The organism is Planctomycetia bacterium (assembly GCA_034440135.1).
Classification (GTDB): domain Bacteria; phylum Planctomycetota; class Planctomycetia; order Pirellulales; family JALHLM01; genus JALHLM01.
In genome coordinates, this window is the sequence record JAWXBP010000204.1 from 1 (window position 1) to 11771 (window position 11771).

Below are 11771 nucleotides of genomic sequence, written 5' to 3' on the forward strand. Positions count from 1 at the left end.
GAATACGCCGCCGCCATGGCAAACCTCCTTGAAAAAAGGCGATTCACCAGTTTACGTAGACTGCGCAGAGGGCGATAGACCTATCGCAGATGCGCTCTAAAAGCGCAGGCGACGAACCACGAGGATCACCGTGGCGCACTTAGCGTAGCGTCCTTCCAGCAGGCGAGCGACTTCGACGGCCCAATCGATTTTGGTTTTCGTGGTCCGCGCCGTGGCCTCGCGCCAGCCGCGGAGCGGTTCGGTGAACCTGAAGATGTTCGCCGTGCCGGTGCGATCGTATTCGTAACCGATGCGTTGCGCGTGTCGCTTCGTGGCGGGAATCGGCGGTCGCGTTTCTTTCACCAACTGCACGGGCTGGTCCATGTCCGCCTTCAACAACATCTGCGCGGGACGCGCCTTCTGACTCGATCCCTTCAACTGCTTGACCACGTCACGCGACGTCCGGCGCTCCTCCGCCGTCAGCCGCACGATATACTTCTTGTTCATGGGGCACCTCCGTGTTATCGGAAGTTTCCCAAAAGGTAACTATCAAGCCAACCCAAACTTCAGGGTTTGAAGGAGCACGCGTGTCGTAGCGCCTACCCTCGCTCAGGACCATGCGCGCCGCAAAAAGCTGATCCAATTGCCGTGCATGATCTTTTCGACATCCGCGGTGGGATAGCCGCTTTGTTCCAGCAGCTTCGTGAATTTGGCAAGATCCGCGATCGTGTCGAGATCGCGCGGGGATTGTTCGCGGCCGAAGCCGCCGTCGAGGTCGGACCCGAGGCCGCAATGATTGGCATTGCCTGCGAGTTGGCAGACGTGATCGATGTGATCGACGGCACTGGCCAGACTCACGCCTGATTCATCCGGCGTCGATTGGCCGCGCAACCAATTGGGAGTTAACATCCAGGCGTCGAGCACGGCGCCGATCACCGCGCCGCGTGCGATCAAGGCGCGCAGTTGCTCGTCGCCAAATTGCCGCACGCCTGGCACCAGCGCTCGGCAATTGTTATGGCTGGCCCAAACGGGGCCCTGGAATACGTCGAGGGCTTCCCAGAAGCTTTCATCACAGAGATGCGTAGCGTCGAGAATGATGCCCAGCTCATCCATCGCACGCAGCAGTTCACGACCTTCCGGCGTGAGGCCGCCAGTGGCGTTGGTGCCTTGTGCGTAGCGTCCCGGGCCGTAGTGAGCAGGGCCGATCGCCCGCAGACCTTGTGCATAGGCGGCTTCCAGATATTCCAGGCCGCGGATCGAGTCGGCGCCTTCCAGGCTCAAGATGTAGCCGATTGGCGCGTCGGCCGGTGGCGATGCGATTGGATCGTCCGCGTGCCAGAGTGCCAGATGCTGATCCAGCCCCGGCAGATCGACAATTTGCTTCATCTCCCCGGCCGCTTCCATCGCACGATACCACGACAGTTGCCCTTGCGTGACGGACCAGGCAATTTCCGGACTTCGCCAGCCGGGCACCAGGTTCTTCGGCCAGCCCGGCAACTGCTCGCCGGGCCGGGTGTACCTTGCCAGCATCGTCGCCACGCAGAGCCCGACGCGCCCGCGCCGCATCTCGGGGAGTGCGACGGTACTCAGGCCGCGATCGACCTTGTCGGTGAGCCCGTTTTCGGCGGCTCTGATCGCCTCGATCGGCTGGCTCAGATCCCGGTTCCACTCCAAGGCGTTCATGCCGAGATCGAGGTGGGCGTCAAGTATGAACATCGCGTTGTACCGGGGTAAAGTCAGCGAAAGTGGCGGGACGCGTCATGCTACCGACCGCACGGCTTCAAGTTAACCCGCTCAACTTTCGGAGTCCGGCCGGCCTGCCCTGGGTCGGCACGCAATCGCTCGCCAGTTGCAAGTGCCGCGCGGTCCCGTTACGCTCACCAGTTCATCGCGACCCATGTTGGAGAAGGCAATCATGTTTCAAGCTCGTTTCGCGCGCATCGTGGCGATCGTAGTTTTGGCCTCCCTGCCGAGCGCCCTGTCACGTGGCGCGGAGCCCTTGGCCGTCGAAGTGAAAACCGACGTCGAATACGGCCAAGCCGGTGAGGAAAAGCTGTTGCTCGACCTGTCGACGCCGCCCAAGGGCGATCAACCACGACCCGGTTTGATCTTCATTCACGGCGGCGGCTGGGCTGGCGGTAGCAAGAACGACTTCGCCGGTCTGGCGAAGGACTTCGCCGCCGAGGGTTACGTCGTGGCGAACGTGAATTATCGCCTCGCCCCGAAGCATGTTTTCCCCGCGCAAGTCGAGGACTGCAAATGCGCCGTCCGCTGGATGCGGGCGCATGCCGAGGAGTTGGGTCTCGATCCGGAACGAATCGGCGCCATCGGCGGTTCCGCCGGGGGGCACCTGGCGCTGATGCTCGGCGTGATGGACTCGGGCGACGGGCTCGAAGGGGATGGCGGCTGGGCCGATCAATCGAGCAAGGTTCAGGCCGTGGTAAACTACGTCGGCCCGTCGGACTTGCTGGGCACATTGCCGGTGATCTCGCAAAACATTCTCACGAACTTTCTGGGCGGCAAGCGCGAAGAAAAACACGATGCCGCGGTGAAAGCGTCGCCGGTCACGTATGTAAATGAAGGCGACGCGCCGAGTTTAACCTTCATGGGCACGAAAGACCCGCTCGTGCCGCACGATCAAGGTGTGATCCTCGCCAACAAACTCACCGAAGCGAAGGTGCCCGGTCGCGTGGAATTCATCCTCGGCGCCGGCCACGGCTTCGCGCCCGAGGAGATGCATCGCACACTCCAGGCGTCGAAGGAGTTCTTGAAGGAACAGTTGAAGGGCGAGAGTGACGAATGAGAATCTGAAAACTGAACGCTGAAAACTTCACACTTCAAACTCCCCCCATGTCTTCCGCTGAAAATCGACCCGCGCCGCGTTGGCAGCCGTTGCCGCCCTTGGATCGGCGCGTCGCCGCCGTGTTGGTGGAAAAGGCTAAGACGACGCCGGACGCCTATCCGATGTCGATCAACGCCTTGCGCGCCGGATGCAACCAGAAGAACAATCGCGACCCGGTGATGGAGGTCGACGAAGACGCCGTACAGGAATCGCTCGATCGGCTGCGGGGCGTCGGGCTAGTCGCCGAGGTGCAAGGCGGAGGGCGCGTGCCGCGCTATCGCCACTACATGTACGACTGGCTCGGTGTCGATAAGGTCGAAGTGGCAGTGATGACGGAGTTGTTGCTGCGTGGCGAGCAGACCGAAGGCGAGTTGCGTGGCCGCGTGTCGCGGATGGAGCCGATCGCCGATTTGCCGGCGCTCCGCGCGGTGCTCAATGCGCTCAAGGCCAAAGGACTGGTGATCGCGCTGTCGCCCGAGGGACGCGGCTACGTGGTGACTCATGCCCTCTATCCGCCGCGCGAACTGGAACGGCTGAAAAGCGATTTTCAACGCGTTCACGGCGCCGACTTCGCCGAGCCGGCCGAACCGGCACCAGCGCCGGTCCGGACCTCGCCTCCAGCCGTCGCTGCGCCCGTTCCACATTACGCACCGGTCGCTCAGCCAGTGCCGACGCCGGAAGGACTGGCGGACCTGCGCCGCGACGTGAGTGAGTTGAAACAACAGGTGGCGGCACTACGCGACGAGCTGTCGACGGTTCGTTCGCAATGCGACTCGCAGCAGCGCGAGTTGGAATCGCTACGCTCGGCGCTCGGCGGTTGATGCTGGTCACACACCTTTCGGCACGGCCCAATGCCCTTCCCGGTATTGCCGGTGAAGCAGTGCGTTCGCAGCTTCGTCAGCGACGATTTGCTCTTGGTCTGGATCGAACGTCAGGGCTCGGCCGACCCGCGTTGCAATGTTCGCCAGATGGCAAAGCGTCGCCGAGCGATGGCCGATTTCGATATCGGCGTTCGGCCGGCCGCCGTTGCGCACGCAATCAATGAAGTTGCGGTGATGATCCAGCAAATTGGGCGACCCATCGACCGATTCGACCAGCTTGTCGCGCGGGCCGTAGAGTTGATAGCCGTGGCTATGACCCAGGATCAGATAGCCTTCCGTTCCAAAAAACGCCGCCCCGTTTTCATAACCGTGCAGCTTGTACGGGGACCAAATGCGTTGCTCAAAGACGAGCTGCTTCGGCCGCCCGTTGTGAGCCGTGGGATATTCGTACACGATCTGCTGCGTGTCCGGGAATTGCTGGTCGTCGTCGAAGAAGTATTTCCCGCCGAGCGCGACCACGCGGGACGGATGCGTTTCGACTCCGAGGCCCCACCAGGCGAGGTCGATATCGTGAACGCCGTCGTTACCGATATCGCCGACGCCGAAGTCGTACCACCAGCGCCAGATGCCATGCAACAGTGTCTTTCGATACGCCGTTTGTGGCGCGGGGCCGAGCCACAGGTCGAAGTCCAAGCCGGCCGGCGGCTCCGTCGGCTCGGCGCGACCGATGTTGCCGCGCAGTTGACTGTTCCAGGCTTTGGCGACGAGTACTTCGCCGATCGCCCCGGAACGCAGTCGCTCCATCGCGCTCAACACATGCGGGGCGCTGCGGCTTTGCGTACCGACCTGCACGACGCGGTTATTGCGCCGCGCCGCTTCGATCATCAAGCGCCCCTCGCGGACGTTATGGCAACAAGGCTTTTCGACATAAACATGTTTGCCGGCGTCGAGCGCGAGAATCGTCGCCGGTGCGTGCCAGTGGTCGGGCGTAGCGATCCACACAGCTTCGACGGACTTGTCGTCCAGCACGCGCCGCAGGTCGGTGACGGCCTCCGGTCTGCGCCCGGTCATTTCCTCGGCCGTTCGCGCCGCCGCGGCCAGGCGCTCCGCGTCGACGTCGCAGACGTAGGCAATCTCGACGTCCTGCTGTTCGCCCAGCTGACGCAAGTGCGAACTGCCCATGCCGCCGGGGCCGATCAGGCCGACGCGAAGTCGATCATTCGGACCTGCCGTCGCGGCTAGTATTGCCTGCGAGGCGGCCGCAATCGCGGCGGATTGCCCGATCGCATGCATGAATTGACGGCGGTTGTTCATGGCTCCGGCCCTGGATTCCACGGCAAAAAGATCAACGACGCGCCGTCATCTAACACGGACGCTCGCTTTACGGCTTGCCATTCCCACTGATCGCATCGAGCTTGTCCTGATGCGGCAAAGTATCCGGCATGACGCGCACGGAGGTGGTGAACTTAAACGGGTGGATGAACCCGCTGTCGTAGACCAGTTCCACGAAATACGCCGTCCAGCCGGCCTCGGGAATCGGCACGCGGGCGACGTATTCGCCGTCCGCGGTCGCGGTCAGTTCCGCGCTAACATAGGCCGGACCGATCGTGTCGAGCCGGAAGTCGCGGGCGTCTGGATTCGTCGCGCGCCAGACGTTGACCTGCTTGGGCTTCTGCTCCGACTTCACGCGAATCGCGCCGTCGTCCTCGAAGGTCCAAGTGAACTCCGGCCGCGGGATGCCCTTGAACACTGCATTGTAGAAGGCGGCGATGCTCTCACGGGCGTCGGACCCGTCGAGCGAGTGCTTCGCGTTCGGCACGTAGCGCAGATGTTTCTCGCCCTGCAACTCGTCGAAGTAGAACTGAGATGAATCGGGGAGAAAGAATTCATCGCCCGCGGCGTTGATGATGTATTTCGGCATCGTCAGTCGATCGCGATAGCTGAACGGGTCTTCGATGGCCAGCAGCTTGGCATATTCCGGCATTTCCTTGCGATCGACGATCTTGTGCTCGACGTAATTGCCGACGGCCGGCGCCCAGAACCCGTAGGCCGCGTAGTGATGATCCATCGACGCCTTGACGTTGACGACGTCGATCACGATCGGCATGATCGCGCTCACGCGCGGGTCGGTGGCGCCGGTCAGCCAAGTGGTCCAACCACGTTTCGATCCGCCAGCCACGACGAAGTGTTGAATGTCATGCTTGCCGCCGGCTTCGCTCAGACAGAAGGCCTGCACGGCGTCCATCGCACGCACGACGCCTTTGACCATCGGCAGCCGCGCGGGCCAGGTTTCGTCGCCGGTCTTGAGGAACTGATCCCAAGTATAGGCGATCAGATCGTCTTCCACGCGGTTCACGCCGTCGTTGTGAAAAATGAGCGGCTGGTTGGGCGTCTGCTTTACTTCCACGGTGACGCTGCCGGTGGCCGCCGCGACCGCTCGCAGGAATCCATCCGCTTCGCGCGGAGCATCGCCGCCATTGCGGCCGCCGCCGATCAACAACAACGCGTGGTCCGTCGTCACCTTATCCGGCACCACGACGACGACCCAGTGCTGCCACTCGGTGCGATTGACATCATCGCTCGTCCGCCAGGTCTGCGAGGTGACGTCGAGCACATGGCTCGTTACGCCATCGCCGGGCGTCGACTGCACCACCTTCCAGCGAAAACTCGCATCCGGCTTCGCCAGGTAGCGGTCCAATGGTCCGTCGTGCGTATTGGGTTCCGCGGCGAACAGACAGGCGGGGGCCAGAAACAGCGCGACCAGCGTCGCAAGAACGACGCGAGCCGGACGAGAAAACGTGCAGATCATGGGGCGAGAACTCCGCGGGCGGGCAATGAAAATGGCCGCCGGCGCGAGGCTGCGCCAGCGGCTTCGAGGATGGCATACAAGGTCAGGAATTGCAAGCTCGGGGTCTAAGCCGAACGGAGGCGACGCCAGGCCAGGCCCAACGAAACCACGCTGCCCAGGCCCAGCAATGCGATGCTGCTCGGCTCCGGCACGACGCGCGAGGCGACGAGCTGGCCCTCAAGGACGATATGCAGGGCGCCGCCTTCACCTGAGTTCCGCAAGATCGGGATCGTCAGCGTTTCGATGTTGCCGGCCGTGGACAACGAGGCCAACAGGGCCGTCGAGTTCGGCGTGGTGTCATCGTCGTCGCCGGAAGCCAACGGCGAGTTGATCGTGAAACTGACCGGCAGGTCCATCCCAGTCGGCACGACGCCGTCTTGCACCGTGCCCGTGGCAATTTCCATCATGATGTTCCGGAACGCGACCGGAACAGCGCCGGCCGCCACGCCATAGTTGTCTTCGCCCGGCAGCGTATTGAGCTGAAACGGACCGGCAGGGTTCACCAGTGCATCAATGATGCTGCCGCCGGAAAATGTCAACACGCCGGCCGTCAGGTCGCCGGTGATCGTGCCTTGATAGTAAGCGATGTCAGCGCCCACGACCTGGGGCGTGACCGGCGTGCCGATCACTTCGCCTGACATGGTCAGAAAGCTGAGGTCGGGATTGATGGTGTACGACACGGTGGCCGCGCGCGACGCGTTCGTCAGCGCGAGGCAAACGGCGAGAAATGCGAACGACTTCACTGCCCACTTCATGGTGCGACTCCAAAGATGAGAAAATCAGCTGAGATGAGATTCGTAGACCGACCCACGGATCACGTAGCCAGATCGCCACTAACCCGGAAGCAAGCGCATGTTATCCGAGCGCGCGATACTGAGGATTTCTATTGCGGCGGAACCACCACCCGCCAGCGAATGTTCCCATGAGCAGCAGCGCCGACGTCGAGGCCTCGGGCACAGGCGATCCGCCCGGCCCGACACCGAAGTTGTTGCGCACGTTGTTCAGGTCGGTGATGTCGACAATGCCGTTAAACGGCGCCGTATCGCCGACGATCGGATTGCCTTGGCTGCCAAAGTTGTTGCGCACGTTGTTGAGATCGGTGATGTCCACGTCGCCATCGTCGTCGGTATCGCCCGTGACATCAGCGTTGACCTTCTGGTACATCGCTCCGATCGTAAGTCCGGACAGCGGCGCAACGCCAAACGCGAATTCCAATGCGCCGGACGATAGACTGCTGTTGACCGCGAGGTCGAAGAAAATCAAACCTTCCGGAAACTCCTCCGGATCATTGCCGAAAAAGACGACCTGGCCGATCGTCGGATCGGTCGGGTGCGGCCCCACGGTCAGCCCCAGATCGATGGCGGATTGCGGAATCGTGACGGGGCCGTCCGGCGTGCGCCAAAAGCCGAAGAAAGTGTCTTGCACCAGTCTCCAAGGCTCGAAGCCGAAATCGACATTTGACGCGGAGATCGACCAGCCGTCGAAGACGAGGTCGTTGAACGACAGGCCGTCTTCCGTATCGTAGATGTATTCGACGACGATCCCGGATTCCTCAAAGCCCAATGCAGGGCCAAGGTTCGTGGCAATGCCTCCGGAAGTGCCCGGACGGTTCGTCGCCCGTTCGTTGATCACCATTCCGAGCGGAGACGTCCCGATAAACTCCGGAATGCCGTCAAACGTGACGGTGTCGCTGTAGTTTCCCGGAAAGTTGAAGGCCGTGACCTGGTACTCGCCGTGCGGTTGGGCGACGGCCGAGTGCGCTAAGCACGAAACGGCCAATGCGCACCCGAGCGCCACGAATCGCTGATACATTACGAGGTTCCGCCTAGTGAGTCCGCTGATTGCGCCGACCGGTAGGATGCCGGCGACTTCCATCATCCGGCACTTTCGGGGGAGTGTCAAGAAATTTGACGGTGATGGAGCGACGACGGCGCGTCATTGTTGCGGGATGCAGCGATTGTAGATGCGAATCGTGCGTAATCGCCCACATCCGCAGCTTACAGACGCGAATCAGGCGCCGCTCAGCGCGGCCCGAAACGCGGCCAGGCGGGAACGCATCGGCCCAGGCACGACGAGTTGGTAGTCGGGACCGACGGGCGCGACGTCGAGCGTGATGAAGGTCGGACCGTTGGCCGAGCGAAGCTCGTCCCAGCCCTGCCGCCAGTAGTCGAGCGCATCAAATTCATGGGATTGAGCGAAGCCGGAAGCGGCCGCAACGGCGGCAAATTCGACCGCGTTCACCGCCCCCGCCGTCATTTGTCCGCCAGTAACTTCGTAGCGGCCGTTGTCTAACGCGATAACGGTGAGATTCTTTGGCGCAGCCGCGGCGATGGTCACCAGGCAACCCAGGTTCATCAGCAAGGAGCCGTCGCCCGTGAACGCGATCACCCGCCGTTCCGGCATCGCCATCGCGAGGCCCAGCGCAATCAGCGGCGACTGGCCCATCGCCGATGGCAGATAGTGAAAATCGAGCGGGTGCTGCGACAGCTTCGGCCATTCGCGCGCGGAACCCATCGTGGTCACCACGATTTCCTCGCGTCGAGTGCGCGCGACTACTTCTAGAGCGGCCAGCAAGGGAATCCGGTTGGAGCTGTCAGCGTCGGTCATCACATGCTCCCTTCGGCGATCAGGGTCACACCGGCTCGCGATTCCGTCTGGCAAGCAAGGAAGTGATTGCAGAATTCCGTGATACGCCCGGGCCGGTCGATCAGCACGTAGTCGATATTCCAAGCCTTTAACACCGGCTCGGTGAACTTCTTGGCCGTGTCAGGCGAGTTCTCCACGAGATAGCTGCGATAGCCGATGATCGCATAGAGCGGGATTCCGAGGTCGAACAGCACGTTCCGCAGGGCATCGCCGGAATCGAAAAGCCCGGTGTTTTGAATCATCACCAATGGCGATTTGCCGCCAAGTTGCAAGCCGGCCGCGATCGCCCAGGCTTCGCTTTCGCGACAGACGCGAACCAGCGTTAGCCCCGGCGCGGCCTCCAAGGCGGCCTCCCAGACGCCCAGGGCGGAATCGGGCAGCCACACGACATGCGTTACGCCGAGTCTTTCGAGCGCCGCTGTCAGTTCTTCACCAATGAACATCCGTGTTACCTCGAGGGTCGAGCGGTGGTGATCCATGAGAAGGGACGATCCGCCTCGTCCACGCGCAGCTCGTATTTCAGCTTCGCTTGGGAGAGCGTCTTGCCTAACAGCATGCTGTAGGTAATGCGTTTTTCGGGCAGGTTGATCATCACCGTCGATAAGTCAATTCCCTGCCGCGCGAGCGCGTAATGATCGAACAACATCGGCAACTCGAGCCGTTCGCTGAGCGACGCCAGGACATCCGTGGCGGCGGTGTCTTCGATTTCCACCGCCAGAAACTCATAGATATCCGGCACCAGCTTCTCGGGCTTGACCTCCGGCTCAAAACCGATCGGCCACGACTCTCGGGCCGGGTCGGTTGCTCGCACAACGAGCACCACGTCGCCGCCGCGCTGTCCCATCGGCACGACGACGAGGCCCGCCGAGCGAACCAGGTAAGTCAAGCCAACGCCGAGCGATAGTCCGCGCAGTTCTTCGCGATTCTTTTCCGCTGCGGCGAGCGCCTGCTGCGCCGCAGGATCGAGCGCCACTTCGTGACGGAGCTTTTCCAATAACATCGGCAGGGCGTCGATCGGCGCCAAATCTGTGGTCGACGCTTCCATCGGTCGTCCCAGGTCTTCGCGCAATTGAGCGAGTTGTTCCGCCGTCAGGCCAAAGGGTCCATTGGCGGCGCCGCTGGCTTTGTCGATGCCTTCCTCGCGGAGTTGCTTGAGCCAGTCCGCGATGCCGTCGCGATCGCGAATCGAAAAGCGATGCCCCGGCACGATCAACTCGTTCCGCGTCGAAAGCAATCCATAGACGCGATAGTTGGGGGAACGCTTCGTGCCCTGATCCACGACCTCGGGGGCCTCTCCGGGGTTCTTTTGCCGGATCTGCAGACCGTCGACGCCAATCGCAGTCAGCACTTCGTACCACTGCTGCGCCGTGGCGGCAGCCCGCGGGGTTTCGGCGCCAATCGTCAATTCCACCCGCGCCGTCTCCGCTCCGCGGGCCGGCGCGGCGATCAACAAGAGTCCGGCGGCTAAACCAAACCGTAACATCAGGAAGTCCGGGTTCCGGGTTTCACTGCCAGGCGCCCTGGTGGAATTATAGCACTCAAACCCACACTAACCGGAAGCGCCAGCGAGGGGGAGACGACTTCGCAAGCCGGCGCGCCAGGGCGCTGAAAACCCTCGCCTAACTCCGCCTCGCTGGCGCGCCAGGTTAGTATAGGAGTCCGCCAGCAACTAGAATGCGAACGCATCGCACCTGCACTGGAGAGCATCCGACATGGCCCAAACGCTCACGCCGAAGCCTGGCAGCAAGTTCAAGCTCGCCGATTTCGATCCTGGCTACAAAGGGGACGCCGACAAGGACAGCGCGCCGGCCGCGCTACTGGAAAACGTCACGAAGCTCGACGACCTGGCGTATCGCTTGTACGCCGAGAACCGGCGATCGCTGCTGATCGTGCTTCAAGGTATGGACACGTCGGGCAAAGACGGCGTGATTCGGCACGTGCTCACCGGGATCGACCCGCAGAATTTTCAGATCACCAGTTTCAAGCAGCCGAGCATCGAAGAGCTGGACCACGGATTTCTGTGGCGCATCCATCACGCGGTCCCGCGCCGCGGTAACATCGGCGTCTTCAATCGCTCGCACTACGAAGACGTCGTGGTCGTGAAGGTGCTGGGGCTCATCGATCAGGACGAATGCCAACGGCGGTATAAGGCGATCAATGAATTCGAACGAATGCTGATCGAAGGGGGCACGACCGTGCTCAAGTTCTTTTTGCACATCAGCAAGGAAGAGCAACTCGAGCGACTCCGCGCGCGCTTGGACGACCCCAAGAAGCGCTGGAAATTCAGTCCCGCGGACGTCGAGATGCGAAAAACGTGGGACGCGCATCAAAAGGCCTACGAGAACGCCCTGGTGAACTGCAACACCGAACACGCACCTTGGCACATCGTGCCATCAGACCGCAAATGGCGCCGCAACCTGGTGATCAGCCGCGTGTTGCTAGAGACGATGGAAAAAATGAACCCGCAGTTCCCGAAGGAACATCCTGACTTGGACAAGATCGTGCTGGAGTGAACGGAGGATTCACCATGGAGGGAGGACGTCGTTTGGAACCGCAGAGACGCAGAGGGAAGGGTGGGGAGAAGAGAGACGTAGGGCGGGCCGCGCACTCCATTCGTGTTTTGTTGCTTCAGCGC

General features: G+C 62.0%; 12 protein-coding genes. 3 read left to right on the forward strand and 9 right to left on the reverse strand.

Annotated elements, in window-relative coordinates; all coding sequences use genetic code 11:
• Positions 1-96 precede the first annotated feature (96 nt).
• Together SGJ19_11820 and SGJ19_11825 are read right to left on the reverse strand one after the other, a co-directional pair.
• Complete coding sequence (locus tag SGJ19_11820) at positions 97-486, reverse strand: hypothetical protein (GenBank protein MDZ4780932.1); 390 nt, start codon at positions 484-486, stop codon at positions 97-99.
• A gap of 102 nt (positions 487-588) precedes the next feature.
• Positions 589-1695, reverse strand: a complete 1107-nt coding sequence (locus SGJ19_11825; protein ID MDZ4780933.1) for a membrane dipeptidase — start codon at positions 1693-1695, stop codon at positions 589-591.
• Positions 1696-1894: 199 nt separating this feature from the next.
• Between SGJ19_11825 and SGJ19_11830 the strand changes: the two genes are divergently transcribed.
• Together SGJ19_11830 and SGJ19_11835 are read left to right on the forward strand one after the other, a co-directional pair.
• The gene (locus tag SGJ19_11830; GenBank protein ID MDZ4780934.1) at positions 1895-2782 is read left to right on the forward strand and encodes an alpha/beta hydrolase fold domain-containing protein; all 888 of its coding nucleotides are present in this window, start codon (positions 1895-1897) and stop codon (positions 2780-2782) included.
• 47 nt (positions 2783-2829) lie between these two features.
• Complete coding sequence (locus SGJ19_11835; GenBank protein ID MDZ4780935.1) at positions 2830-3642, forward strand: DUF480 domain-containing protein; 813 nt, start codon at positions 2830-2832, stop codon at positions 3640-3642.
• Positions 3643-3648: 6 nt separating this feature from the next.
• Here the strand turns inward: SGJ19_11835 and SGJ19_11840 are convergent, their stop codons facing one another.
• From SGJ19_11840 to SGJ19_11870, 7 genes are all read right to left on the reverse strand, one after another.
• Positions 3649-4956, reverse strand: a complete 1308-nt coding sequence (locus SGJ19_11840; GenBank protein ID MDZ4780936.1) for a Gfo/Idh/MocA family oxidoreductase — start codon at positions 4954-4956, stop codon at positions 3649-3651.
• A gap of 67 nt (positions 4957-5023) precedes the next feature.
• Positions 5024-6451 carry a PhoPQ-activated pathogenicity-related family protein gene (locus SGJ19_11845; protein MDZ4780937.1) on the reverse strand — a complete coding sequence of 476 codons (1428 nt, stop codon included), beginning with the start codon at positions 6449-6451 and terminating at the stop codon, positions 5024-5026.
• A gap of 104 nt (positions 6452-6555) precedes the next feature.
• Entirely contained in the window at positions 6556-7245 is a 690-nt protein-coding gene (locus tag SGJ19_11850) for a PEP-CTERM sorting domain-containing protein (protein ID MDZ4780938.1), read from the reverse strand.
• A 100-nt stretch (positions 7246-7345) separates the two neighbouring features.
• Positions 7346-8302, reverse strand: a complete 957-nt coding sequence (locus SGJ19_11855; GenBank protein MDZ4780939.1) for a hypothetical protein — start codon at positions 8300-8302, stop codon at positions 7346-7348.
• Positions 8303-8500: 198 nt separating this feature from the next.
• Positions 8501-9097 (reverse strand): thiamine pyrophosphate-dependent enzyme, encoded by a 597-nt coding sequence (locus SGJ19_11860; GenBank protein MDZ4780940.1) that lies wholly within the window; start codon positions 9095-9097, stop codon positions 8501-8503.
• Positions 9097-9579: a hypothetical protein gene (locus SGJ19_11865; GenBank protein MDZ4780941.1), complete on the reverse strand. Its 483-nt coding sequence runs from the start codon at positions 9577-9579 to the stop codon at positions 9097-9099. Before SGJ19_11865 ends, SGJ19_11860 begins: the two co-directional genes overlap by 1 nt.
• Before the next feature lie 5 nt (positions 9580-9584).
• Positions 9585-10619, reverse strand: a complete 1035-nt coding sequence (locus SGJ19_11870) for a hypothetical protein (GenBank protein MDZ4780942.1) — start codon at positions 10617-10619, stop codon at positions 9585-9587.
• A gap of 229 nt (positions 10620-10848) precedes the next feature.
• Here SGJ19_11870 and SGJ19_11875 point away from each other — a divergent pair, with 229 nt between their 5' ends.
• Positions 10849-11649 (forward strand): polyphosphate kinase 2 family protein, encoded by an 801-nt coding sequence (locus tag SGJ19_11875; protein ID MDZ4780943.1) that lies wholly within the window; start codon positions 10849-10851, stop codon positions 11647-11649.
• Positions 11650-11771: the final 122 nt, after the last annotated feature.

Bases quoted from the DNA above. Each gene is read 5' to 3' on its own strand.
- SGJ19_11860 (MDZ4780940.1), bottom strand. From the start codon at position 9,097: ATGACCGACGCTGACAGCTCCAACCGGATTCCCTTGCTGGCCGCTCTA.
- SGJ19_11835 (MDZ4780935.1), top strand. From the start codon at position 2,830: ATGTCTTCCGCTGAAAATCGACCCGCGCCGCGTTGGCAGCCGTTGCCG.
- SGJ19_11865 (MDZ4780941.1), bottom strand. From the start codon at position 9,579: ATGTTCATTGGTGAAGAACTGACAGCGGCGCTCGAAAGACTCGGCGTA.
- SGJ19_11825 (MDZ4780933.1), bottom strand. From the start codon at position 1,695: ATGTTCATACTTGACGCCCACCTCGATCTCGGCATGAACGCCTTGGAG.
- SGJ19_11870 (MDZ4780942.1), bottom strand. From the start codon at position 10,619: ATGTTACGGTTTGGTTTAGCCGCCGGACTCTTGTTGATCGCCGCGCCG.
- SGJ19_11875 (MDZ4780943.1), top strand. From the start codon at position 10,849: ATGGCCCAAACGCTCACGCCGAAGCCTGGCAGCAAGTTCAAGCTCGCC.
- SGJ19_11830 (MDZ4780934.1), top strand. From the start codon at position 1,895: ATGTTTCAAGCTCGTTTCGCGCGCATCGTGGCGATCGTAGTTTTGGCC.
- SGJ19_11850 (MDZ4780938.1), bottom strand. From the start codon at position 7,245: ATGAAGTGGGCAGTGAAGTCGTTCGCATTTCTCGCCGTTTGCCTCGCG.
- SGJ19_11820 (MDZ4780932.1), bottom strand. From the start codon at position 486: ATGAACAAGAAGTATATCGTGCGGCTGACGGCGGAGGAGCGCCGGACG.
- SGJ19_11845 (MDZ4780937.1), bottom strand. From the start codon at position 6,451: ATGATCTGCACGTTTTCTCGTCCGGCTCGCGTCGTTCTTGCGACGCTG.
- SGJ19_11840 (MDZ4780936.1), bottom strand. From the start codon at position 4,956: ATGAACAACCGCCGTCAATTCATGCATGCGATCGGGCAATCCGCCGCG.
- SGJ19_11855 (MDZ4780939.1), bottom strand. From the start codon at position 8,302: ATGTATCAGCGATTCGTGGCGCTCGGGTGCGCATTGGCCGTTTCGTGC.